26 protein-coding genes are annotated in these 23905 nt (G+C 62.1%); 12 read left to right on the top strand and 14 right to left on the bottom strand.

Annotated features, from left to right (window positions below):
- Positions 1 to 30: 30 nt before the first annotated feature.
- Complete coding sequence (locus AX760_RS08430; RefSeq protein ID WP_083531123.1) at positions 31 to 897, bottom strand: DsbA family protein; 867 nt, start codon at positions 895 to 897, stop codon at positions 31 to 33.
- A 126-nt stretch (positions 898 to 1023) separates the two neighbouring features.
- Positions 1024 to 1530 carry a DUF721 domain-containing protein gene (locus AX760_RS08425; protein WP_071832373.1) on the bottom strand — a complete coding sequence of 169 codons (507 nt, stop codon included), beginning with the start codon at positions 1528 to 1530 and terminating at the stop codon, positions 1024 to 1026.
- Between the two features lie 126 nt (positions 1531 to 1656).
- Here AX760_RS08425 and mutY point away from each other — a divergent pair, with 126 nt between their 5' ends.
- The 4 genes from mutY to AX760_RS08405 all read left to right on the top strand — a co-directional run bounded on the left by mutY (position 1657) and on the right by AX760_RS08405 (position 4922).
- Positions 1657 to 2790 carry an A/G-specific adenine glycosylase gene (gene mutY, locus AX760_RS08420; protein ID WP_087149195.1) on the top strand — a complete coding sequence of 378 codons (1134 nt, stop codon included), beginning with the start codon at positions 1657 to 1659 and terminating at the stop codon, positions 2788 to 2790.
- Positions 2787 to 3404 (top strand): HAD family hydrolase, encoded by a 618-nt coding sequence (locus tag AX760_RS08415; RefSeq protein WP_071832375.1) that lies wholly within the window; start codon positions 2787 to 2789, stop codon positions 3402 to 3404. Before mutY ends, AX760_RS08415 begins: the two co-directional genes overlap by 4 nt.
- Positions 3405 to 3425: 21 nt before the next feature.
- Positions 3426 to 3791, top strand: coding sequence for a nuclear transport factor 2 family protein (locus tag AX760_RS08410; RefSeq protein ID WP_071832453.1), 366 nt, complete (start codon positions 3426 to 3428; stop codon positions 3789 to 3791).
- A gap of 99 nt (positions 3792 to 3890) precedes the next feature.
- The gene (locus AX760_RS08405) at positions 3891 to 4922 is read left to right on the top strand and encodes a calcium-binding protein (protein ID WP_071832376.1); all 1032 of its coding nucleotides are present in this window, start codon (positions 3891 to 3893) and stop codon (positions 4920 to 4922) included.
- A 537-nt stretch (positions 4923 to 5459) separates the two neighbouring features.
- Here the strand turns inward: AX760_RS08405 and AX760_RS08400 are convergent.
- Positions 5460 to 5648, bottom strand: coding sequence for a hypothetical protein (locus AX760_RS08400; protein ID WP_071832377.1), 189 nt, complete (start codon positions 5646 to 5648; stop codon positions 5460 to 5462).
- A gap of 238 nt (positions 5649 to 5886) precedes the next feature.
- Positions 5887 to 7017 carry a site-specific DNA-methyltransferase gene (locus AX760_RS08395; protein ID WP_071832378.1) on the bottom strand — a complete coding sequence of 377 codons (1131 nt, stop codon included), beginning with the start codon at positions 7015 to 7017 and terminating at the stop codon, positions 5887 to 5889.
- Positions 7018 to 7251: 234 nt separating this feature from the next.
- Between AX760_RS08395 and AX760_RS08390 the strand changes: the two genes are divergently transcribed.
- Complete coding sequence (locus AX760_RS08390) at positions 7252 to 8916, top strand: vWA domain-containing protein (RefSeq protein WP_071832379.1); 1665 nt, start codon at positions 7252 to 7254, stop codon at positions 8914 to 8916.
- An 84-nt stretch (positions 8917 to 9000) separates the two neighbouring features.
- On the opposite strand, the gene AX760_RS08385 is transcribed toward AX760_RS08390, so the two are convergent.
- On the bottom strand, positions 9001 to 9366 hold the full coding sequence (locus tag AX760_RS08385) for an antibiotic biosynthesis monooxygenase family protein (protein WP_071832380.1): 366 nt from the start codon (positions 9364 to 9366) through the stop codon (positions 9001 to 9003).
- Complete coding sequence (locus AX760_RS08380; RefSeq protein ID WP_071832454.1) at positions 9363 to 9692, bottom strand: NIPSNAP family protein; 330 nt, start codon at positions 9690 to 9692, stop codon at positions 9363 to 9365. The genes AX760_RS08385 and AX760_RS08380 overlap by 4 nt, the downstream gene beginning before the upstream one ends.
- Before the next feature lie 72 nt (positions 9693 to 9764).
- Here AX760_RS08380 and AX760_RS08375 point away from each other — a divergent pair, with 72 nt between their 5' ends.
- Positions 9765 to 10451 carry an ArsR/SmtB family transcription factor gene (locus tag AX760_RS08375; protein ID WP_071832381.1) on the top strand — a complete coding sequence of 229 codons (687 nt, stop codon included), beginning with the start codon at positions 9765 to 9767 and terminating at the stop codon, positions 10449 to 10451.
- On the opposite strand, the gene AX760_RS08370 is transcribed toward AX760_RS08375, so the two are convergent.
- Both AX760_RS08370 and AX760_RS27135 read right to left on the bottom strand, forming a co-directional pair.
- The gene (locus AX760_RS08370) at positions 10425 to 10868 is read right to left on the bottom strand and encodes a DUF1284 domain-containing protein (protein ID WP_071832455.1); all 444 of its coding nucleotides are present in this window, start codon (positions 10866 to 10868) and stop codon (positions 10425 to 10427) included. The two genes, AX760_RS08375 and AX760_RS08370, sit on opposite strands and share 27 nt — an antisense overlap.
- Entirely contained in the window at positions 10865 to 11029 is a 165-nt protein-coding gene (locus AX760_RS27135) for a hypothetical protein (RefSeq protein WP_175552033.1), read from the bottom strand. Before AX760_RS27135 ends, AX760_RS08370 begins: the two co-directional genes overlap by 4 nt.
- A gap of 45 nt (positions 11030 to 11074) precedes the next feature.
- On the opposite strand from AX760_RS27135, the gene AX760_RS08365 reads away from it, so the two are divergent.
- Positions 11075 to 11770 (top strand): HAD family hydrolase, encoded by a 696-nt coding sequence (locus AX760_RS08365; protein WP_071832382.1) that lies wholly within the window; start codon positions 11075 to 11077, stop codon positions 11768 to 11770.
- A 105-nt stretch (positions 11771 to 11875) separates the two neighbouring features.
- Here AX760_RS08365 and AX760_RS08360 read toward each other — a convergent pair whose 3' ends face one another.
- Both AX760_RS08360 and AX760_RS08355 read right to left on the bottom strand, forming a co-directional pair.
- Positions 11876 to 12337, bottom strand: coding sequence for a DUF4304 domain-containing protein (locus AX760_RS08360; protein ID WP_071832383.1), 462 nt, complete (start codon positions 12335 to 12337; stop codon positions 11876 to 11878).
- A gap of 50 nt (positions 12338 to 12387) precedes the next feature.
- The gene (locus tag AX760_RS08355) at positions 12388 to 12930 is read right to left on the bottom strand and encodes a hypothetical protein (RefSeq protein WP_071832384.1); all 543 of its coding nucleotides are present in this window, start codon (positions 12928 to 12930) and stop codon (positions 12388 to 12390) included.
- Between the two features lie 356 nt (positions 12931 to 13286).
- On the opposite strand from AX760_RS08355, the gene thrC reads away from it, so the two are divergent.
- From thrC to AX760_RS08335, 4 genes are all read left to right on the top strand, one after another.
- A complete protein-coding gene (gene thrC, locus AX760_RS08350) occupies positions 13287 to 14693 on the top strand; it encodes a threonine synthase (RefSeq protein WP_071832385.1) in 1407 nt (468 codons plus the stop codon).
- A 16-nt stretch (positions 14694 to 14709) separates the two neighbouring features.
- A complete protein-coding gene (locus AX760_RS08345; protein WP_087149188.1) occupies positions 14710 to 16011 on the top strand; it encodes a M16 family metallopeptidase in 1302 nt (433 codons plus the stop codon).
- 121 nt (positions 16012 to 16132) lie between these two features.
- The gene (locus AX760_RS08340; protein WP_071832386.1) at positions 16133 to 16744 is read left to right on the top strand and encodes a GNAT family N-acetyltransferase; all 612 of its coding nucleotides are present in this window, start codon (positions 16133 to 16135) and stop codon (positions 16742 to 16744) included.
- Positions 16744 to 19656 (top strand): sensor domain-containing phosphodiesterase, encoded by a 2913-nt coding sequence (locus tag AX760_RS08335; protein WP_071832387.1) that lies wholly within the window; start codon positions 16744 to 16746, stop codon positions 19654 to 19656. Before AX760_RS08340 ends, AX760_RS08335 begins: the two co-directional genes overlap by 1 nt.
- Positions 19657 to 19889: 233 nt before the next feature.
- On the opposite strand, the gene AX760_RS08330 is transcribed toward AX760_RS08335, so the two are convergent.
- From AX760_RS08330 to AX760_RS08315, 4 genes are all read right to left on the bottom strand, one after another.
- Positions 19890 to 20489 (bottom strand): DUF922 domain-containing Zn-dependent protease, encoded by a 600-nt coding sequence (locus AX760_RS08330; protein ID WP_071832388.1) that lies wholly within the window; start codon positions 20487 to 20489, stop codon positions 19890 to 19892.
- An 84-nt stretch (positions 20490 to 20573) separates the two neighbouring features.
- Positions 20574 to 21641, bottom strand: coding sequence for a zinc-binding metallopeptidase family protein (locus AX760_RS08325; RefSeq protein ID WP_071832389.1), 1068 nt, complete (start codon positions 21639 to 21641; stop codon positions 20574 to 20576).
- Between the two features lie 228 nt (positions 21642 to 21869).
- A complete protein-coding gene (locus AX760_RS08320; RefSeq protein WP_071832390.1) occupies positions 21870 to 22061 on the bottom strand; it encodes a CsbD family protein in 192 nt (63 codons plus the stop codon).
- 129 nt (positions 22062 to 22190) lie between these two features.
- Positions 22191 to 22790 (bottom strand): YqgE/AlgH family protein, encoded by a 600-nt coding sequence (locus tag AX760_RS08315; protein WP_071832457.1) that lies wholly within the window; start codon positions 22788 to 22790, stop codon positions 22191 to 22193.
- A 177-nt stretch (positions 22791 to 22967) separates the two neighbouring features.
- Here AX760_RS08315 and AX760_RS08310 point away from each other — a divergent pair, with 177 nt between their 5' ends.
- On the top strand, positions 22968 to 23819 hold the full coding sequence (locus tag AX760_RS08310) for a protein-disulfide reductase DsbD domain-containing protein (protein WP_071832458.1): 852 nt from the start codon (positions 22968 to 22970) through the stop codon (positions 23817 to 23819).
- Positions 23820 to 23905: the final 86 nt, after the last annotated feature.

Below are 23905 nucleotides of genomic sequence, written 5' to 3'. Positions count from 1 at the left end.
CCGTCGATTGTCCGGAAGGGACGCGAAGGATCAGAGCATTGTGTCGATAAGGGCCGACATGGTGTCAACCGACATGTCTCCAGAATATTTCTTGCCATTGACGAAGAAGGTCGGGGTCGAGGCGACACCGTAATCCTTGGCGCCCTTCTGCATCGTGGCATTCACATCATCCAGAAGCTTCTGGTTCGTCAAGCAGGTCTCGAAGCTCTCCTGTGTAAAACCGGCGAGTTTGGACATCTGCAGCAGCGCTTCGCGGCCGTTCGGCGCCGCGGCCCACTGTTCCTGCTGCTTCATCATCATCGAGACCATCGGGAAATACTGGCCTTCCGGGGCGCAGCGCGCCAGCATGAAGGCGGCGGCGGCACGCGGATCGAAGGGGAATTCGCGGACGACGAAGCGAACCTTGCCGCTATCGACATATTTCGTCTTGATCGCATCGAAGGTGTTGTTGTGGAAGGCCGCGCAATGCGGGCAGGTCATCGACATGTATTCGACGATCGTTACGGGCGCATTGGCCTCGCCGATGGCCATTTCCGGCAGCGGTCCCGGCGCCATCAGCTTTTCGACATCGACATCGCCTTCGGAGACCGGAAGCTCGACCTTGGCTGCCGGTGCGGCGGCCTGCGCCATCTGCGTCTCGCCGGTCTGTGCCGTTGCCGGTGTTGTCGTTGTTGTTGCGGCGGACGACACGGTCGACGACGTGGTGATGCCGTCAACCGGCTTCATCTCGGTCTTGGTCGCGGTGTCGATTGTCTGCGTGGCAGGCGTCGTGGAGGCTGCGTCCTTGTTGTCGTCGCTACAGGCGGCCAGCGTCACGGCGAGCGCGGCCAGCGCAACACCGCCCAGAAGGCGCTTGCCCGAAAAATTCTTGAAGAGGTTTGATGGGGAAGAGGACATGGTATCACCTGGGTCAAGGGCTGAAATGAGTATTGCTTTGCAGTTTCGATAACTTGCCTTACCGGCTGTCACAAGCGTTAGTCGGGTCAAACAGGTCAAACAATTGTGACCGCTTGATGATCGCGGTCATTTTTTGCGCCTCGACATCACCGCCGTGCCAAGCCGCGTCAGGGCCGCTTTCAACGCCTCGCTCTCGATATCGCCGATCATGGCATCGAGGCGACGGGCCGGTTCCCCGGTCAGGGGCCTTGGCTTGCGGTTGGCCTTGGGCGGGGCGGAGACAGGCTTCTGCACGATGCGGATCTGGTTGATCGCCGCAAAACCGAAAAAGCCGTTGATCCGCTGGATCAGTTCGCCCTGCGCATGGGTCAGGAAAAGCGCCCGCGCGCCCTCGCAGGCGATCGTCAGGACGCCCGGCAGGTAGCCGCCGTCCTGCCCGCTTTCGGACGCCCGCCGCTGCCAGGCGATCTTTTCGGGGCGGGTGCAGTCGGCAAATTCCTCGCCGGCGATTTCATCCCACGCGCCGAGCAACAAAGTGTTGATGCCGGCACGCTTGGCGAGAACCGGATCGATCAGGCGGTTGGCGACTTCGCTGATCTGGACGACGCCCCTGCGCGTATAGGGTTGCTTCAAGTGAAAGACTTCCGGTTCCGGTTTCGGCGCTGACGGCCGGCTCCGCGCCCCAAAGACTGGTTTTTGCCTTGAAGGGAAGCGAACACTTCGCCAAGTATAGGATAAAAACCAACCCTCCGGCAAATGATGACCATGACTTCGACAGCGGCGGATGCCGCCGCCCTGCTGATTGCCTGGTACGATCGCCATCATCGCGATCTGCCGTGGCGAATATCGCCCGCCATGGCGGCGCGTGGCGTTCGGCCCGACCCCTATCATATATGGCTGTCTGAAGTGATGCTGCAGCAGACCACCGTGCAGGCGGTGAAGGCCTATTTCGAGAAGTTCCGCGGGCTCTGGCCGACGGTCGGCGCGCTGGCCACAGCCGACACCGAAGAGGTGATGAAGGCCTGGGCCGGGCTTGGCTACTACGCCCGGGCGCGCAACCTGAAAAAATGCGCGGAAGCCGTTGCCCGCGATCATCAAGGGGTGTTTCCCGATACGGAAGACGGCTTGAAGGCGCTGCCCGGCATCGGCGACTATACGGCGGCGGCTGTCGCTGCCATCGCATTCAACCGCCAGAGCGCCGTACTCGACGGCAATGTCGAGCGGGTGATCTCGCGGTTGAATGCGATCGAAACGCCCCTGCCCGGCGCCAAGCCGCAGATGCGGGCGCTGGTTGCCGCCATGACGCCGAAGGATCGGCCCGGCGATTTCGCCCAGGGCATGATGGATCTTGGCGCGACGATCTGCACGCCGAAACGGCCGGCCTGTTCGCTCTGTCCGCTGAACGGCCAATGCCTCGCGCTGAACACCGCCGATCCCGAAACCTTCCCGCGCAAGGCCGCAAAAAAGGACAAGCCCTTGCGTCTCGGGGCGGCCTTCGTGGCCGTGGATACGGACGGCGCCGTGTACCTGCGCAAGCGCGCCGAAACCGGGCTTCTCGGCGGCATGACGGAGGTGCCGGGCACAGTGTGGACGTCACGGATCGACGGCGACACGTCGATCGAGGCAAGTCCGTTTGCTGCGGATTGGCAACCCTGCGGGGCAATCACCCATGTGTTCACGCATTTTGAGTTGCGCCTGTCCGTCTATAGCGCGATTATCGCGCGTGCGTCGCCCATTCGCAATACGGGCGAAAACGGCTGGTGGGAGCCCGCTGAAACCCTGGCCGGACAGGCGCTGCCGACGGTCATGAAAAAGGCAATCGCACAGGCGATCCCGCAGGCTTTCGGGCTGCCGGAAGCGCCAAAAAAACAGATGAGGAAGACCAGGGCATGAACAGCAGCAACATTCGGCATATCGTCTTCGACATCGGCAGGGTGCTGATTCATTACGATCCCAACCTGCCCTTCACCCGGCTGATTCCTGATGATGCGGAGCGCGACTGGTTTTTCGCGAATGTATGCACCCATGACTGGAACATCGAGCAGGACCGCGGCCGCAGCTGGAACGATGCGGAGGCGCTTCTGATTGCCGAGCACCCGGAACGCGAAGAGCAGATCCGCGGCTTCCGGAAATACTGGCACGAAATGGTGCCACATGCCTATGTCGAGAGCGTCTCGATCATGGAGGGCCTGATCGCCAAGGGCCGCGACGTGACCATGCTGACCAATTTCGCCGCCGACACGTTTCGCCACGCAAAGACGCTGTTTCCGTTTCTGACCCTGCCGCGCGGCGTTACGGTTTCCGGCGAAGTCGGCCTGATCAAGCCAGACCCGCAGATCTACAAGCTCCACACACAGACCTTCGATCTCGAGCCCGGTGCGACGCTGTTCATCGACGACAGCATGGCCAATGTCGAGGGCGCCCGCGCCGCCGGATGGCAGGCGGTGCATTTCACCGATGCGCAGACCCTGCAGGCGGACCTTGCCCGCCATGGCATCGCGAACTGAACCATGCCGGAGACTGACTTGATACAATACGACCCTGGGGAGCGGCTGATCCGCTTTCACGCAGCCATCAACGCACTCGACTTCGAGACGATCGACGCCTTCTTTGCGGATGAGGCCAGCTATTCCTCCGGAAAGATCGGCGCGATCGAGGGAAAGACGGCCATCATGGCCGGTTTCCGGCGCTATTTCGAGGAATATCCCGACCAGGTGGCCCGCAACAGCCTTGTGGAAACGGTTTCGCCCAATGTGGCCCGCTCGGTCTGGCACCTGAAGGCGACCAGCGCCACCACCGGCGAACCACTGGTGCGCGACGGCGAGGAAACCGTCACCTTCGATGCCGAAGGCCGGATCCTGAAGGTCGATGTTACCGACTATGAAAGCGCCTGAAACATATCACGAAAACGCCGCAATTGGTTCAGCCATCATTCACCTTGATGTAGGCATTCTCGGCCTGACAGTTCAACACCACATCGAAAGGCCGCGTCCATGGCAATCCTCCGGGGCACCAACTACAGCGACAAGATCTACCAGGACGGTTATACGGCCGTGGACATCTACGCTTATGCCGGCAACGACAAGATTTACCTGAACAATATCGGCGTCAACGGCGGCAACAACTATGTCAGCGCCGGCTCTGGCAACGACACGGTCTACAATTATTTCGAAGGTGGCAACGAGATCCGGCTCGGCACCGGCAACGACCTCTATTTCGCGGCGATCAAGGCCGGCGATTCCAGCGACTATGACGAAGTCTTCGGTGGCGACGGATCGGACGTTTTCGATGTCGACAGCTTTGCCAGCGACTATTTCGGCGAGGCCGGCAACGACACCTTCTATTCCGTCGGCTACAAGAACTACTTCAATGGCGGCTCCGGCATCGACACGATCAGCTACGAAAACCGCGATGATTCCTCGCTTGAGGGTCGCGGCGTAACGATCGATCTGGGCGGCAAGTTTGCCAGCACCGGCAGCGGCCGGTCGGAAGTCCTGGTCAGCATCGAGAACGCCATCGGCACGGATTCGGCCAGCGACAAGATCACCGGTTCGAGCACAAACAACGTGCTGAAGGGCCTGGGCGGCAATGACGACCTCTACGGTCTCGGCGGCAACGACCTGCTCGACGGCGGCAGGGGTGCGGACGACCTGTTCGGCGGCTCGGGCAATGACGTTCTGCGGGGCGGCACCGGCTTTGACTACCTGACCGGTGGCAGCGGCGCCGACACATTCGATTTCAACAGCTACAAGGAATCGGTGCCCGGCAGCAGCCGCGACGTGATCACCGACTTCAGCCGCGCCGCCTTCGATCTCATCGACATCTCCGGCGTCGATGCCGACTGGACCGCGAGCGGCAACCAGCGCTTCGACTATATCGGCAATCGTGGCTTCAGCGGCGAAGCAGGTGAACTCAACTTCCGCAACGGCATCGTCTCCGGTGACATGGATGGCGACGGATTTGCCGACTTCCAGATCAAGGTCAACAACGTCTCCAGCCTGCGCGCCGACGATTTCATTCTCTAAGATCTCGCGAACAGCGGAACCAACCCGAAGCCCGGCGCCCCTAGCGTCGGGCTTTTGTCGATTGTGGCCCGTTGAGTGTCCGCCAGCCGAGGTGGCAGTGCCGCACGGCGCTTGAAACCGGCGCCGAAACGTAGACGCCCGGGGCTTTTGCAAACCCCGGGCGCTCATGTCCCTGTCCGGACTGAAGGTACGAAAACGGACAAGGATTATTTCCTGGCCGAGAGACGGTCTGCAGCAGCGCTTGCGTGGTTGATCACGGCTGCCCGACCTGTACTGATCTTAGGATGAGGATGGTTAAGAGGGTCTAAAAGACCACAGCGCCCATGGCGATTTCAGCGGTGGCGCAGAGCAAAATTTTTGAGCGACTATCGCCTGGCGGTTTCACCTAAAATGGCAAGCGGCGCGCATCGACACCGCCCCGCGATGATGCCCCCGCGCAGCCGGAAAGTGCCGTGCAGCGCCATCGACGCGCACAGCGATGCTTTCGGGATCCTGACCGTTGCGTCTGATCCCCGCCGCAACGGGCAGACCTGTCGATTATTTCGGCATCGTCGCGGATGCCTCGATCAGCGAAGCGGCAATCGCCCGCGCCAGCAGCATGCCGTTTTCCCGGATCGCCTTGTGGTCGAAACTGCGGGCGGATTTGGCGAGGTCCATGCCCTCGCGGCCGAGAATTTCCTGTGCCCGGTAGATCGCCCAGGTGTTGATGTCGTCGCGCTGGTTCATGGCGCCGTCCCCTTTTGCTAAATCATTTAGCGGTTGTGCTTCAGCTCCGGACGAAACTTCGGCTTACTCGGGACCATCGCGCGAATCGAAAGAGCAGGCCTCAACATCGCGCATCTGCGGCAATTATAAAGTCTAATTTATCAACCACGAATAGTTGTTGTTTTTTGCTGGAAGTATGACGAAACCACCCGCGCGGCGATCGCGCGGGTGGTTTCAGAGCAGGAAACAGATCGTGCTGTCAGTTGAGCTTGGCCATGCCACTGCGGATGACGGCGCGCAGATCGTCGATCGGGCGCAGCATCTTGCCGTCGTCATAGTGCCAGAATGTCCAGCCGTTGCAGGCATCGAGGCCCTGCACCTTGGCGCCGAGACGATGGATCGAGCCGGCCTCGCCACCGCTTGCGACCGTGCCGTCGGCACGGACGATGGCGCTGTATCGGCGCTTTGCATCGGTCAGAACCGCACCGGGCTTGATCATGCCGCTTTCGACCAGCGTGTTGAAGGCAACGCGCGGTTCGGCCCTCTTGCCGCTCAGAACCGAGAGCGTCGCCTTGCCAAGCGGCTCGACGGCGGCAATGCGCTCGTGGGCGGCATCGATATAGACCTGCTCGCGCTCGATCCCGACGAAATTGCGACCGAGACGCTTGGCGACGGCGCCGGTCGTGCCGGAGCCGAAGAACGGATCGAGGATGACGTCGCCCGGCTTGCTGGAGGCCATCATGATGCGGGCGAGAAGTGCTTCCGGCTTTTGCGTCGGATGCACCTTCTTGCCGTCGTCGCCCTTCAGGCGCTCGCCGCCCGAGCAGATCGGGAACAGCCAGTCGGAGCGCATCTGGACGTCGTCGTTCGACGCTTTCAGCGCATCATAGTTGAAGGTGTAACCCTTGCCCTTGGCGCTCGGCGAGGCCCAGATCAGTGTTTCGTGGGCGTTCTGGAAGCGGCGGCCCTTGAAATTCGGCATCGGGTTGGTCTTGCGCCAGATGATGTCGTTGAGGATCCAGAAATTCAGGTCCTGCAGCGTCGCGCCGACGCGGAAGATGTTGTGGTAGGAGCCGATGACCCAGAGCGTGCCCGTCGGCTTCAGCACCCGGCGCACGGCCAGGAGCCAGGCGCGGGTGAAGGCATCATAGGCCTCGAAGGAGACGAACTGGTCCCACTCGTCATCGACCGCATCGACCAGCGACTGGTCGGGACGGGTCAGCGCGCCGCCGAGCTGCAGGTTGTAGGGCGGGTCGGCAAAGACGACATCGACGGAATTATCGGGAAGGGCTTCGAGGGCTGCGACGCAATCGCCCTTGATGATGGTGTTGAGCCAGCCGGAAGGACGGGCGGCACGAGAGATTTCGACCGTTGAGAGAACTGATGACATGGGCAACTCGCAATCACGCTTACTCGGAACTGATTTCAGCGCTTATGGTTACCGAACTTGGTTACCAAACCCTGAAAGCACCGCCGAAAAATCGAAATATTCTCGTGTCTGCGTGGTTTGCGGCGAATAGAACGGACTTTTGCGCCGTTAACCCGACTGTGTTTGCCGTAGCAATTGCGGCGCCCCCCGGCGTGTGCAAAATTGTCGTCGCTGCGGTTTGATCGGGAGACTCTCATGCGACTATCAAGCATTGTTGCCCTTTGCCTTGCCATCCTTGTTCCAACCACCCTCCAGGCTGCGGAGCGCACCATCGTCGTGCTCGACGCCTCCGGCTCGATGTGGGGCCAGATCGACGGGCGCTCGAAGATCGAGATTGCCCGCGAGACACTGGGGACAGTGCTGCAATCCGTGCCGAAGGAAACCGAGCTCGGACTGATGGTCTACGGCCATCGCGACAAGGGCTCCTGCTCGGATATCGAGCTTGTCGTGCCGGCTGCAGCCGGCAGCGAAAAAGAGATCGCCGATTTCGTCAACACGATCACGCCGCGGGGCAAGACGCCGCTGACGCAGGCCGTGCGCGAGGCGGCGGAGGCGCTGAAATATACCGAGGAGAAGGCCACCGTGGTGCTGGTGACCGACGGGCTGGAGACCTGCGAGGCCGATCCCTGCGCGCTGGCACGGGAGCTCGAGAGCAAGGGCGTCGACTTTACCACGCATGTCGTCGGTTTCGGGCTGACGGCAGAGGAAGGCAAGCAGGTTGCCTGCCTGGCCGAAGGCACTGGCGGCCAGTATTTCCAGGCGTCGGATGCCGGCCAGCTGGTTGCAGCGCTTGCGGCAACCGTTGCTGCGCCGCCGGTCGTCAAGCCGCAGACAGAGATGGTCGAGACCGTCGAGCCGGTCCAGCTCGAGTATAACGCCCTTTTCGACAGCACGCTGTCGGAAGGCGGGCCGTCGCTCGGCGACATCAACGACGTGCAGTGGAAGATCTTCAAGGCCGGTGCCAGCGGCGAGCCGGAAGGTGACTATATCGCACTCGAATACAAGGGCGCCTATTCGGCAAGCTATCCGGCGGGACAATACGTCGCCGAGGCAATCCTGAACGGTTCGATCGAACGCCGGGCGCCTTTCGAGATCAAGGATGGCGAGGCTGCCAAGCCGCTCGTCAACTTCGATGCAGGCTATGTCATCATCACGCCCAAGCGCACCCCGCAGGACACGGCCGCCGATGACAATGCCGCCGTCCTGATCGGTTTCGGCGACTATTCCACGACCTTTTACGGAACGGCAAAATTCTATGCGTCGGCCGGCAGCGTCAGCCTGAAAGGAACCATCGGTCCGGCGACAACAGAGGATGCCGTCACCGTCAAGGCTGGCGAAACCGTCGAACACGACCTGGTCATCGGATCCGGCGTCATCGACAACAAGGCGATCTATTCCGACGGCGGACTGGCGGTGGAATCCTCCTCGGTCTTCTTCGAAATCGTCTCCGCAACCAAGAACATCAACGGCGAGCGCCAGCGTTTTGGCAGCACCTATGGCACGGGCACGAAGCTGGACACGCCGACCGGCGACTTCATCCTGGTCGCCAAGCTCGGCGAGGTGCAGGGCGAGACGCCGTTCTCGATCAAGGCCGGCGAACGTAAGGACGTGACCGTCAACCTGAATGGCGGCGTGCTGGCGATCACCGCGCCCGGCGCCGACAAGATCGAGATCCTTTCCGCGAAGAAGGACATCCAGGGCAACCAGGCCGTCATCGTCACCGTCTATGCCGTCGACTACACCGAGACCCTGCCGCCGGGCGATTATATCGTGCGCGCCAGCTACAAGAGCGATCTCGCGCCCAAGGAAATGCCGGCAGCCGTCAAGGCGGCGGAACGCACGGAAGTGGCGGTGCAGTAGGGGTTCTCATCTGCGGGAGACAAACGTCGTCTCCCGCAGATGACCCGGGCCTGCTCCGCAATGACGCTCGATGCCGAACCCTTGTCACTGCGCGTCTGCGTCCCTTGCATCATGGAATTGCCGGCTGTCCTGCGGGGCTTCGTCGCGCTCCGTCAGGCCATAGTCGCGGATGACGCCGGCAATGCGCAGGCGGTAATCGGCAAAGGTGCCGTCGCGGCCGGCAAGCTGTGCGGCCCGATGTTCGGGACCGTTGCGCCATGTGGCGATTGCCGCCTCGTCGCGCCAGAACGACAGGGACAGGATCTTGCCCGGCAATTTCAGGCTTTCGAAACGCTCGATCGACAGGAAGCCGTCGATCCGCTCGAGGTGCGCGTGCAACTGGGCCGCCAGCTGCAGATAGGTGTTGCGCCGGCCATAGACCGGCGTGACTTCGAAGATCACGGCGATCATCGCGACCCTCCCTTTGCCTGCGGCGCCGAGACGTTTTTCAGGAAAATCCGGTCTTCCTTGAGGATGAACCGCTTCTCCCGTGCAAAGCGGAAGTTTTCCGCGCCGAGCGGATCGGCCTTCAGCCGCGCCCGGTAGACCTCGTAGGCTGCCAGGTTTTCGATGTTGTAGAGGCCGTAAGCCGTGGTCGACGAGCCCTCGTGCGGGGCAAAATAGCCGATCAGATCGGCACCGTTGCGCGGAATGGCCTCGCCCCAGTTGCGGGCATAGGTGGCGAAGTCCTCCTGCGCGAACGGGTCGATTTCATAGCGGATGAAGCAGGTGATCATCGGGGTCTCCTTGGTTTCGATGATTGCTTTTGCCATCTTGAATGCGCTCCATGCTTCGGTTAGCATCGAAGTATGAAAGAAGGACCTGACATTGCCCAGATCGGGGCCCTGATCGGCGACCCCGCCCGCGCTAACATGCTGACCGCCCTGATGAGCGGCAAGGCATTGACGGCGACCGAACTTGCGGGGACGGCGGGCGTGACGCTGCAGACCGCAAGCTCGCATCTCTCGAAACTCGAGGCCGGCGGGCTGATCGGCCAGCGCAAGCAGGGTCGGCACCGCTATTTCGCGCTGTCGGATGACGATGTCGGGCTCCTGCTGGAAAGCCTGATGGGCTTTGCCGCAAGCCGCGGCTTTACCCGCCACCGGACAGGGCCGAAGGATCCGGCGCTGCGCAAGGCGCGGGTCTGCTACAATCACCTGGCCGGCGATTACGGCGTGCGCATGCTCGACAGCTTCGTGGCCGAGGAAGTGATCGCGGGGACCGGCGACGACCTCATGCTGACTGCTGCCGCCCATCAGCGGATGGCTGCGCTCGGCATCGACCTTGCCGCCCTCGCCAGACAGCGCCGGCCGGTCTGCCGCACCTGCCTCGACTGGAGCGAACGGCGCTCGCATCTTGCCGGTTCGCTCGGCGAGGCGCTGTTGTCGATGTTCCTCGAAAAGGGCTGGGCCCGGCGGCTTCCCGACAGCCGTGCCGTGCATTTCACGGCCGGCGGCGAGACGGCGTTTTCAGCCCTGTTCGGTCCGCCCGCCTGACGTCACCAGAACCTCCGGAAAACCCTGTTGCGCGATATCGCTGCAGAGCGGCGACCATTCGCAGCCCGCGCAGCCGGTGCGGATCTCGCCGGTCTGAAACGCCTGTCGCATGCGCTCGAGAAAATCGGCATCGGGAAGGATCACGCTGCCGTCGACAACCGGCCGGTTCAACAGCAGCGAAACCGCCCTCGCCGCCTTTTCATCGCGCTCCGTCACGCTGTCGCGCAGACAGTGAGTGTCGGCGAGACCGGCGAGCGGCGCGCAGATATCGTCCGGTCCGCTGACCAGGTGCATCGGTTCCCCGGCCGAAAGCCGCGCGGCGATGCGTCGGTAGTTTTGCGTGAACTCCGGCGTATACCCCTTGCCGATGAAGGTCAGCATGCAGAGAAGATGATGGGCGCGCAGGCGAACGGTCACGATCGGATAATCCTCTTGAGGCTGTTCGCCGGAGACCAAGCAAAGGCAAAGCCGCTCTCCTTTTGCCGGGTGCCGGCGCGGAAGTCGAGCGCCCATCGCTCCGCAGCGCATGGCAGCCACCCGGTGTTGGCGGTTGAGGTTTCAGCCGTCATCGTGTACATCGCGGCCATCCTCGAACAACAATCGTCCCAAAGGAATCCACAGGCATGACCAGCATCGACCTCATTCTCTTCGACTGCGACGGCGTTCTGGTCGATTCCGAAATCATCGCCGCCGAAGTTCAGGCGGACCTGCTGACGGAATCCGGTTATCCGATCAGCAGCGAGGAGATGGGTGAACGCTTTGCCGGCCTGACATGGCACCACACGCTGCTGGCGATCGAAAAGGAAGCGGACATTCCGCTTTCGGCCGCGCTGCTGACCAAGGTCGACACCATTCTCGACCAGCGTCTGGCAAACGACCTGAAGATCGTCGAGGGCGTGCAGCCGATGCTGGCGCAGATCAAGCTGCCGCACGGCATCTGCTCCAACTCCACCTCGGAACGGCTGTCGATGATGCTCGGCAAGGTCGGCATCAAGACGCATTTCGGCGCGCATATCTATTCCGCCCGCGATCTCGGGCCTGACCGCGTCAAGCCGAAGCCGGACATCTTCCTGCATGGCGCCAAGCAGTTCGGCGTCGATCCCTCGCGCGTTCTGGTGATCGAGGATTCAGTCCACGGCATCCATGCCGCCCGCGCGGCCGGCATGCGCGTCGTCGGCTTTACCGGCGGCGCCCACAGCTATCCGTCCCATGCCGACAAACTGACCGAAGCCGGCGCCGAGACGGTGATTTCGCGGATGAGCGCGTTTCCCGGCGTCATCGCCGCACTTTCGCAATGGTCGGAAGAACTGACGGCCTGAAGGTCGTTGTGCGCGTGAAGGACGTTCACTGGCCGTTCGATCGGTGAACGTCGACACGCCGCAGTCCGCAACGCGAAAGGATCCGGGGTAGCGCAGGCGCGCTCCCTACAGATATCCCAGACGGCGCAGAAGCACCCTGACGATCTGCCAGACGCGAACGGTCGTGCGCGTCGCCAGCGACGGAAATCTTGTTTCGGAAAGGCAGGGCAGAGCATAGGCCTCTATGTCTGCAAGGGTTTCAGCGATCGCCGCGTCGAGGTTTTCCGGATCATCCGGACGATAATCGTACCAATGGTCCTGCCGTTCGGGGCGCAGCATGCCGATGCGCATTCGCCAACGGCAGGCGCTGGCCTCGACCCAGGCGTCAGGCGCACCAAGGTCCGGGGTCACGCCGATATTGACGGTGTAGCGCGCCCGAAGCGCGGTATTGTTGCGCGACCGCTGCAGGGAGATCACCTGGATTTCACAGCCGCGGCGCCGGTTAAAGCTCTGCCCGCGCCGCGCAAACCCGTCGGCTTTCAGCTTGGCGGCGATCTGCCTGCCGACGGCCTGTTCGAAAGCGCCCATGGCTGCGGCTCCGCATCCCGACCCGGACCGTCCGGTCCTTCAGTCTCCGGTTACTTCTTCTTTGACGGCGGGCCTTCGTCGAAGCCGATATAGAGCTTGGCGAAATCGCCCGAGCCGCCCGGCAGCACCGCACTCTTGCTAAACACGAATTGCGCCGTGCCCTCTGCGGGAATATCGACCGGAAACTGCGTCAGTTCCGAATAGAGCGTTTTTTCGCCATCGCTGGCAGCGACGCGGATCGGCAGGTTGACCGTGCCCGAGCCGCCCGCCGGCCCGGAAATCACCCGGCCCTGCACGGCGATGTTGACGGTCAGCGTCGTCTCGCTCTGCACGCACTGTCGCGTCGTATCGGCAAGCGAGGCCTGGTAGATGATCTGCGTCGGATCATCCTTGGCGCCCTTCGCATAGGTGCGATAGGTGGAAGTGCCCTCGCGCAGGAAGATCTGCGGGCAGGTGCCCTGGATCACCGCGGGCGTCGGTGCCACCGCGTTGGCGCCGGCATCGATGGCGCCGCCCGTATCCGTTTTGTTGCAGCCCGCGACGAGCGCAAGAAGTGAAATTCCGAGAAGACGGCTGGAAACTTTACCAAACACGTGACGTGACCCTCTGCTTTCGCCCTTGACTGCACCTGGCCTACCCTCAGCCGCAAACTGCGACTTTTTTCCGCCCGATGCGCCGGTGCCTTTTGTCTTTCAAGACCCTTGGCGATGGTCTATAGCAGCGGCGCATTGAAAAATCGATTGGAGTCTGTGCGGCGGCGACCAAAATTTCAGCATTGTCCGATGCACACGGCGGCAGGCCCCTGCCGGAGCCCGTGCCACGGCGACAGGCAGGGAATTTTTCGGCTTTGCCAAGGACTGACGCAAAAAGAACCATGTTCGCAAACAGGCTGGACTAGGGTCTGGCCGACATCAGGGTCGCGAAGGCGGCAACGAACGCATGACGAAGGATGCTTAACGTGAAGTATGTCTCGACGCGGGGCCAGGCCCCCTCTATCGGCTTCTGCGATGCGCTTCTGGCCGGTCTCGGCCGCGATGGCGGGCTTTATGTGCCGGAGACATGGCCGACGCTCTCGAAGAAAGACATCCGTGGCCTGCGCGGAAAATCCTACCAGGACATCGCGTTCACGGTGCTTTCGCCCTTTGTCGGCGACGAGATCCCGGCATCGACGTTTCGGGCGATGATCGACGAGGCTTATGCCACCTTCCGCCATCCGGCCATCGCACCCTTGGTGCAGAGCGGCCCGAACGCCTTCATCATGGAGTTGTTCCACGGCTCGACGCTCGCCTTCAAGGACGTCGCCATGCAGCTTCTGGCGCGCCTCATGGACCATGTGCTGGCCGAGCGCGGCGAACGGGCAACCATCGTCGGCGCCACGTCTGGCGACACGGGCGGCGCCGCGATCGACGCCTTTGCCGGGCGCGACCGCACCGACATCTTCATCTTCTTTCCGCATGGCAAGGTCTCGCCGGTGCAGCAGCACCAGATGACCACGTCGACGGCAAGCAATGTGCATGCCGTGGCGTTGAACGGCAATTTCGACGACTGCCAGAACCTCGTCAAGGCCATGTTCAACGACGTGCCGTTCCGCGACAGCGTGGCGCTTTCCGGCGTCAACTCGATCAACTGGGCGCGGATCATGGCCCAGATCGTCTATTATTTCACGACGGCCCTGGCGCTGGGTGCGCCCGACCGCAAGGTCTCGTTTACAGTGCCCACCGGCAATTTCGGCGATATTTTCGCCGGTTACGTCGCCAAGAAAATGGGCCTGCCGATCGACCGGCTGGTGGTCGCCACCAATGAGAACGACATTCTGGCGCGTGCGTTGAAGACCGGGCGCTATGAAATGCGCGGCGTCAAGGCAACGACCTCGCCATCGATGGACATCCAGATCTCGTCGAATTTCGAGCGCTTGCTGTTCGAGGCCAATGGCCGCGATGCCTCCAAGGTGCGCGCTGCCATGGAGAGCCTGAAGCAGTCGGGCGCATTCGAACTGGGCGAAACCGCGCTGAAGGCGATCCGCCGCGAGTTCCGGGCCGGCCGTGCTTCCGAGAAGGACGTCGCGGCGACGATCCGCAGGACGCTCGACGAGACCGGCTATCTGCTCGACCCGCACACGGCAATTGGCGTGTTTGTTGCCGCGAAACACGAAAAGCCGACATCACCCATGGTGACGCTGGCCACGGCCCACCCGGCAAAATTCCCGGCTGCGGTAAAATCAGCCAGTGGTATTGACCCGGCGCTTCCAACGTGGCTTGCTGATCTTATGGATAGGGAGGAGCGGTTCGACATTCTGGAACCCGAGCTTGAAGCCGTTGAAACCTTTATCAACGCACATGCGCGCATCCGGAAATAAGACCGCAGAAAGACGGATGATGAAAGTTGAATGCACCCGGCTCGCGTCGGGGTTGACGGTGGTTACCGAAACGATGCCGCATCTCGAGAGTGTCGCTCTCGGCGTGTGGATCAAGTCCGGTTCCCGCAACGAAACGGCGAACGAGCACGGCATCGCCCACCTTCTGGAGCATATGGCATTCAAGGGCACGGCACGCCGCAGTGCCCGCGACATTGCCGAGCAGATCGAGAATGTCGGCGGCGAGGTCAATGCCGCGACATCGACGGAAACGACGTCGTACTACGCGCGGATCCTTGAAGGCGACGTGCCGCTTGCCGTCGACATCCTGGCCGACATCCTGACGGAATCCTCCTTCGACGAGGAAGAACTGCAGCGCGAGAAACACGTCATCCTGCAGGAAATCGGCGCCGCAAACGACACGCCTGACGACGTTGTGTTCGACCGCTTTGCCGAAACCGCCTTTGCCGACCAGACGATCGGCCGACCGACCCTCGGCACGCCGGAGACGGTGCTTTCCTTCACGCCAGACCAGATTCGCGGCTATCTCGGGCGCAACTACACCACCGACCGCATGTTCGTCGTCGGCGCCGGCGCACTCGATCATGACAGCTTCGTGCGACAGGTCGAAGACAGATTTTCCAGCCTGCCGCAGACACCGGCGGCAGCGCCGGTCTCCGAGACCGCCCATTACACGGGCGGCGACGTTCGCGAGGGGCGCGACCTGATGGACGCGCAGGTCCTGCTCGGCTTCGAGGGCAAGGCCTATCACGCCCGCGACTTCTACTGCTCGCAGATCCTTGCCAATATTCTCGGTGGCGGCATGTCGTCCCGGCTGTTCCAGGAAGTGCGCGAGCATCGCGGCCTCTGCTATTCCGTCTATGCGTTCCACTGGGGTTTTTCCGACACCGGGATTTTTGGCGTTCATGCCGCGACCGGCGGCGAGAACCTGCCGGAACTGATGCCTGTGATCATCGACGAACTGCGCAAATCGTCTGAAAAGATCGAGCAGCAGGAAATCGACCGGGCCCGCGCCCAGATCCGCGCCCAGTTGCTGATGGGTCAGGAAAGCCCGGCGGCACGGGCCGGACAGATCGCCCGGCAGATGATGCTCTACGGTCGCCCCATCCCCAACGAGGAACTGATGGAGCGCCTGTCCGGCATTACCGTCGAACGCCTGACCGATCTGGCCGGACGCCTGTTCTTCGACACGGTGCCGACGCTTTCGGCCATCGGCCCGGTCGATAAACTGGCCCCGATGGGCGATATTCTGTCGTCGCTTTCCAGCAAGGTCATCCAGCCGCGCGCAGCCAATGGCTGAGCCGGCGCCTGCTTTGATCGCGCCGGCCTGACAAAAGCCGGCGCGCATCGAAGATCCCGGCTCGCGGGCAAGCGCTGGCCGTCATCCGCCTATCCCTAAATTCAGCGGTTCGGAGGCTTTCATGGCAAGGTCGGTGTTTCGGTTCCTGTCTCGGCAGCCGGACCCCGTTGAAATTGCCAATGCCACCCATATGCTGCGCCTGCCCCGCCTGGCGGACTATCGGCAATGGCTTGCCTTGCGCAGCGAAAGCCGCACCTTCCTCGAACCCTGGGAGCCGACCTGGCAGAGCGGCGACATGAGCGAAAGCGCGTTTCGCGCCCGCGTCATCCGCAACGAGCAGGAATTTGCCTCGGGCCAGGCCGTGCCGCTGTTTTTGTTTTCGCGCGCCGATGCGGCGCTTCTGGGCGGCATCACCATCGGCTATGTCCGCCGCGGCGCTGCCCAATGCTGCATGATCGGCTACTGGATGGGCGAGCGTTATGCCGGAAAGGGACACATGGCGCAGGGTGTGCAGCTGGTCGTACCCTATATCTTTTCAAGCCTTCAGTTGCACCGTATCGAAGCAGCCTGTATTCCCGAGAACCAAAGAAGCATAAGGCTCCTTGAAAAGGCCGGTTTTCAGCGGGAAGGCTACCTGCGGGAATACCTTAAAATCAACGGGCAATGGCGCGATCACCTGATGTTCTCCCTGCTTTCGGGAGACGTGGCGCCAAACAGGAATTTGAGTATCTGATGTCTTTCACCCGCGGGTCGTTTCACTCGTCAGCCACAGGGCTCATCGTCCTGTTGCTTGTCTTGACGGCTGCCTTCTGGTCCCTTGGCGCCGGTCGTGTTCTGGCCACAGAGCCGGTCAGGATTTCACGCGAGGACACCGCCCTCGACCTGACCGCGACCACCGAGATCTATACCGGCCGCGGCGAGGCCTTCCAGGTCTCGACGGCGCCGGGCACGGACGGCATCGTGCGGCGCATCGAGGTCCGCTCCAGCGCCGAAAACCACCAGGGCGACTGGGCTGTGTTTGCGCTTGCCAATGTTTCGGAAGAGCAGCTCGAGCGCGTCATCGTCGCTCCGCATTTCCGTCTGGTGAATTCCAAGCTGTTCTGGCCGGACCTTGGCTCGCAGCGCATCCTGTCGATCACGCCGTCCGAAGGGTTCGCGCTCGACCGCCAGCCGAGCGAGGAGGCCGACGTCTTCCGCATCACGCTCAACCCCGGCTCCGTCATCACCTTCGTTGCCGAGCTGGCGACGCCCGAACTGCCGCAGATCTATCTCTGGGAGCCGGACGCCTACAAGGACACGGTCAATGCGTTCACGCTCTATCGTGGCATCGTGCTTGGAATTGCCGGCCTGCTTGCCGTGTTCCTGACCATCCTCTTCGTCGTCAAGGGCACCTCGATGCTGCCGGCGACGGCAGCGCTTGCCTGGGCCGTGCTTGCCTATATCTGCGTCGATTTCGGCTTTCTGTCGAAGCTGATCGCGATCACCGCCGGCGACGAGCGCATATGGCGCGCGGGAACCGAGGTGTTTCTGGCGGCCGGCCTCGTCATCTTCCTGTTCACCTATCTCAACCTCAACCGCTGGCACCAGCATTTGTCCTATGCGACGCTCGCCTGGATTCTTGGGCTCGGGCTCCTGTTCGGCGTGGCGATCTACGATCCGGCGATCGCCGCCGGCATTGCGCGCCTGTCCTTTGCGCTGACCGGCACGGCCGGCATCGTGCTCATCGCCTATCTCGGCTTCAACCGCTATGACCGCGCCATCCTGCTCGTGCCTGCCTGGCTGCTCATTCTCGTCTGGCTGTTCGGCGCCTGGCTGACGGTCACCGGCCAACTCGCCAACGACATCGTCCAGCCGGCGCTGGGTGGCGGCCTCGTGTTGATCGTGCTTCTGATCGGCTTCACGGTGATGCAGCACGCGTTTTCCGGCGGCGCCTATAGCCAGGGCCTGTTTTCCGATCTCGAGCGCCAGTCGCTGGCGCTGACCGGCTCCGGCGATACCGTCTGGGACTGGGACGTGGCGCGCGACCGGGTGGTGACCATTCCCGACATCTCGGCCCAGCTTGGCCTGTCGCCGGGCACCATGCACGGCGCTGCGCGCAACTGGTTGCCGCGCCTGCATCCGGATGACCGCGACCGGTTTCGCGCAACGCTTGACGTCTTGCTCGAACATCGCCGCGGGCGGCTCAACCATGAATTCCGGGTTCGCGCCGAAGACGGGCATTATCACTGGCTGGCCATTCGCGCCCGCCCGGTGCTTGGCTCGAACGGCGAAATCATCCGCTGCGTCGGAACGATCGTCGACATCACCGAACAGAAGAATTCCATCGACCGGCTGCTGCACGATGCGCTGCACGACAATCTGACCGGCCTGCCGAACCGGCAGATCTTCCTCGACAGGCTGCAATCCATCCTGTCGCTGGCCCCGGGCTCCAACTCCGTGCGCCCGACCGTCATCGCCATCGATATCGACCGCTACAGGCAGGTGAACGAAAAATTCGGCATCGCTGCCGGCGACAACATCCTGATCGCGCTGACGCGTCGCCTGCGCCGGCTGATGAAGCCGCAGGATACGCTCGCGCGCCTTGGGGGCGACCATTTCGGGCTGGTGCTGATGTCAGAGCGGGATCCCGCCAAGGTCGCCGACTTTGCCGATGCCGTATCCAAGGCGATCATGGTGCCGCTGAATTTCGGCAAGAACGAAATCAACCTGACGGCCTCGATCGGCCTCGTCTCCTGGGTCGACCAGCAGGAGAATGCCATCGGCCTGCTCGGCGATGCCGAGCTTGCCATGTTCCGCGCCAAGAAGGCCGGCGGCAACCGCGTCGAGCCCTTCCGCCCGGCCTTCCGCGCCTCGGGCACCGATCGCCTGCAACTGGAAAGCGATCTGCGCCGGGCGATCGAGCGCAAGGAACTGTCGCTCGTCTATCAGCCGATCGTGCGGCTGAACGATGCCGAGATCGCCGGTTTCGAAGCGCTGATGCGCTGGGACCATCCAAAGCGCGGCAATATCTCGCCGACCGAGTTTATCCCGATCGCCGAAAGCTCCGAACTGATCAACCAGTTGGGCATGTTCGCCTTTGAAAAGGCCACCAGCGACCTGACGGAATGGCAGATCCAGACCGGCGCGCTGCCGATCTTCGTTTCGGTCAACCTGTCGAGTGCGCAACTGCTCAACAACGAACTCTACGACGACATCCGCGCGGTGCTGACCAAGAGCCGCTGCGACCCGCAGAAGATCCGGATCGAGATCACCGAATCCGTGGTCATGGAGAACCCGGAACAGGCCCGCCTGGTCCTGGAAAAGCTCAAGGCAGCCGGGCTGAAGCTGGCGCTTGACGATTTCGGCACCGGATACTCGTCGCTCGCCTACCTGACGCGCTTCCCCTTCGATACGATCAAGATCGACAAGGCACTGGTCAAGGACCCCAGCGACAAACGCTCGATCCTGTTGCGCTCGGTCATCACCATGGCCCGCGACCTCGACATGGAGGTGGTGGCGGAAGGCATCGAATCGGAAGAGGACGCCATCCAGCTTGCCCAGATGGGCTGCGATTTCGGCCAGAGCTTCCTCTTCGGCCCACCGATCGGCACCGAATCGATCCAGCGCCTGCTGAAGGAACGGTTTCCGTTGATGAAAAGGGCGTGAGGGTAGGCAGTAGGCAGTAGGCAGTAGGCAGTAGGCAGTAGGCAGTAGGCAGTAGGCAGTAGGCAGTAGGCAGTAGGCAGTAGGCAGTAGGCAGTAGGCAGTAGGCAGTAGGCAGTAGGCAGTAGGCAGTAGGAAATGCTTTTTTTCGAAACCTCTGTCTATCTATAATTCCAGATTGTATTTCCTATTTCCTAATTCCTAATTCCTAATTCCTAATTCCTAATTCCTAATTCCTACTGCCCATTGACCAGTTGCAGCACCAAGCGGTTGACATTGCCGCCCTCGCTGAGTTCGATCTGGTCGAAATCGCGGCTCTTTTGGCGCTGGGCCATGGACAGGGCGCCAAGACGTTTTGTCATCTCGGTCCGGATGGCCTGGCATTTCGGATCGCCGGGAACGGTCAGCCCCACCGTTGCCGCCTCGATCTCGCGCACCATGTCCTCGATGATATCGCCATGCACGCGCTCATGGGCGCGCACGCCTTCGATGAAGGTCTCCCAGTTGGCTTTGACGGTTTTCGGAAGTTTGCCTGCCACTTGCGGCAGGTGATAGGTGACGATCAGCTTCGGGCGTGCCGAGACCAGCACGCAGGCATCGCCCTGGCGCTCGTATTTCCGTGTCCAGGTGAGCTTGAAATTGGTGTAGGCGATGACGCGGGCAAGGCCACCGATCTCAGGGCCGTTCTCGCCGATCGACTGGTAGAGTTCGGCGCCCGAGTTGCCGCGCACGGCATAGGTCTTGACGACCTCGGTGCGCTGCCATTCGGCCTGCGCCGGATGAGCCAGGAACGCCAGGCAGGCGAAAGCCGGCCATAGGAGTTTTGCTGATGTCACGCCTCACCCTTCAAACGACGACTGCCACCGGACAGCTTTAACCAGTCCGGTGGCAGTGTTCAATCCGTGCGTTTCAAGCGCCGGTCAATTGCCGCCGGCGCGGCGGATCAACCGGTTGATGAAGCCGAGTTTTTGCACCACCGGCGGCGAGAGGATGAAGGGATAACTGTCGGGCTGGCCCATGCTGCGCTGGATGCTGTTGATGGCAACGCTGAGCGGGATCCAGGCATCGGCCAGAATCTGCGTATCCCAGACCCGGTACGGATCGAAATCGACCCCCGCCGCCATCGATGTGTGGCGCCACGGCGCCGTCGACAGACCAAAGGCACGCGCCGTTTCAAGCACGTCGACGATATGGAAATAATGGGCCCAGCATTCGGCAAAATCCTCGGACGGATGGCAGCTGGCATAGGTGGAAATGAACCGGCTCTGCCAGTCGGCCGGCGGGCCCTGCTCGTAATTGCGCTTCAGCGCCGCCTCGTAGTCTTCCCGCTCGTCGCCAAAGAAGGATCGTGCCTCGAACAGGGTCGCTTCGTCGCGGCAGAGCTGGTCGAAATAGAAATGGCCGATCTCATGGCGGAAGTGGCCCAGCAAGGTCCGGTATGGCTCGCCCATGGAAACGCGCACGCTTTCGCGCGTCGCATCGTTCGCTTCAGCGGCACGCAGACTGATGAGCCCGTCCTCATGTCCGGTCATCGCCGGAACGATCACGCCGTCCGGCTTGACTTCATCGGCGAGGAAATCGAACACCAGGCCGCCCTGCGGATCGACGTCGCGACCGGGGCGCGGCAGGTTCCAGCGGATCAGCGAATAGAACAGGTATCGCTGCGCCCGTCCGATATTCTGCCAGCGCGACAAACCCTCAGGATTGTCCGTCACCGGTACGATCCGGTTATAGCGGCAGGCCTGGCAATGGATGTTTTCATCGTCTTCGGTGATCAGCCAGTTGCAGATGTCCTGCGCCGCATTGGCGCAGAACCTCAGCTTGCCGAGCGTCCAGGACGAGGTTTGCCAGTGCATGTCACCCGCCGGCGTCAGTGCATGGACGGCCGCCGTCGCAGGCAGGAAACCCAGTTGGGACCCACAGCTGATGCACACCCGGTTGTCGAAATGGACGGACTGGCCGCAATTTTCGCATTGATAGAGTTTCATGAAAGGCCGCCGTTGGTGAAAATCGAAGGGGGGATCAAGCTATGGTCACAGCGAAACCGTGTTGTGTTCATAACAGATTGCGCTGTGTTGATAACGGAGAAATGCCCGCCGGTGCGAAGCACACAGCGGGCATCGGCGCGAACCTCTACTCCGTTGAACCCGTCGGAGCCGAAGTGCTGCGCACTGCGTGGCCCCAAGGAAAGTCAATTCCTCGGGACAATCGCAAAATTAGATGCTGTCGACGGCACCCTTGACGGTGTCCTTGGCCTTGCCTGTCGCGGACTGAACCTTGCCCTTGACTTCCTGGCCCTTGCCTTCGGCGCGCAGCTTGTCATTGCCGGTCATTTCGCCTGCAGTCTGCTTGACCTTGCCAGTAGCCTGGTTTGCGGCGCCCGAAATCTTGTCCGATGTGCTACCCATGTTCAAACTCCTTGAGAGGTTTGGACCCGATCTGATATCGTCGCGTCCTTGCCACCTGAAAACGGCCGCAGGCGGAAAAGGTTCCGGAGAGAAACAGGAATTTGCCGATCGTCGGATCCGGAGAAACGCTCAGGCGTGCCCGGCATCCATCGACAGCATGGCCGGGCTGACCCCCATCAGCGACAATGCGCGATCATATTTGTCGCCGAGCCCGCGATCGAAGATCAGGTCCTCGGAGGCCGGGCAGTTCAGCCAGCCATTGCTGGCAATCTCGTTTTCCAGCTGGCCTGCGCTCCAGCCGGCATAACCCAGCATCATCATCGCCTTGCTCGGGCCATCGCCGCGCGAAATCGCCCGGATGATATCCAGCGTGGCCGTCAGGCAGATATCGTCGCTGACCGGAATGCTCGATTCGGAGAGGTAGTCATCCGAATGCAGCACGAAGCCACGCCCGGTCTCGACCGGGCCGCCGGTCTGGATCTGGAAATCGCGGGTTGGCGAGGGAAGCCGGATCGCCTGCTCCTTGTCGATGATGCGCAGATGCAGGAGCACGTCGGGAAAGGTGAGCGGCTGCGCACGGTTGAGCACGAAGCCCATCGCGCCATCGCTGGAATGGGCGCAGACATAGATCACGGTGCGGGAAAAATTGCTGTCGAACATGCCCGGCATGGCGATCAGGAACTGACCGTCAAGCAATCCGCGCTCACGTTTCTTCTGGAACGTCGCCATGGTCACCATGGGCATAGCCTACCAATTCACGGCCAAATGAAAAGCGCCCCGGTCGATCTTTTCGGATTTTTTCGCACGTGCGTTGCCATCGCCGATCACGCGCCATCAAGCGGATATGATCAACACCAGGATGCGGCACTCTGGCGGGCCGGCACCAAACAGGCTAGATCTCGCTTCATGACCGACCGTCGCAACGATCCTTTTTTCCACGCCGCTGCTTTTGTTTTGCTTGCGGCCACGGCCAGCTGGTTTTCGCCTCTCTCGATGGCGCAGGCCGCCAGCAGTGACTGGGCCCAGTCGGAAGGCGGCGATGTCCGGATCATCGCCGCGCCGCCCACTGCCGACGGCACGATCCCGGCGATCCTCGAGATCCGGCTGAAACCCGGCTGGAAGACCTACTGGCTGGAGCCCGGGGCAAGCGGCATCCCGCCGCAGGTGACGATCGATCCGACCAGCGGCATCAGCTTTTCCGGCCTGCGCTTTCCGGCACCGAAAACCTTCGATGACGGGGTCGTGCGTTATGTCGGCTACGATCGGTCCGTCGCCCTGCCGATGCAGTTGCGCCAGACGGTTGCCGGCAGCGTCGTCGACCTCAAGGCGTCGGTGTTTCTCGGCATCTGCATGGACATCTGCATTCCGGTCCAGGCCGAATTGTCGCTGGCGCTGCCCAGCGGCACGGTGGCCAATCCGCTGGAGCAGGCGCGCATCGACGATGCGACGGCGGCCTTGCCGGAGCCACCGACTGCGGACCTGAAGGTGACGGCGACAACGATCGACCCGGCGACGCATTCGCTCCGGATCGCGTTCGTCGTGCCCGATGACGACAGGGCGGCGCCCGAAATCTTCCTGGCCGGCCCGAGCGGATTTTCCTTCGGCAAGCCGAGCATCAACGCTGCTGCGGATGGCGGCTTTGTCGCCGACATACCCTACCGCGCGCCGGCAAAGGGCGGCGAGCTGAAGGGCAGGACCGCGCTTTTCGTGCTGCGCTCGGGTCGCCGAAGCATGGAAACGTCGCTTGCCTTTGAGTGAGGCGAATCTATATTCCAGACCGACGTCCACAGGACGGAATTTCCGAAGGGAAGACCGCGCCCGTTCCGCCGTTTCGCAAACCCCTT

Origin of the sequence: Pararhizobium antarcticum (assembly GCF_001885585.1) — a bacterium.
Classification (GTDB): Bacteria; Pseudomonadota; Alphaproteobacteria; order Rhizobiales; family Rhizobiaceae; genus Pararhizobium; species Pararhizobium antarcticum.
The sequence above is the reverse complement of the archived record's forward strand: the minus strand, read 5'-3'. Positions and strand labels throughout refer to the sequence as shown.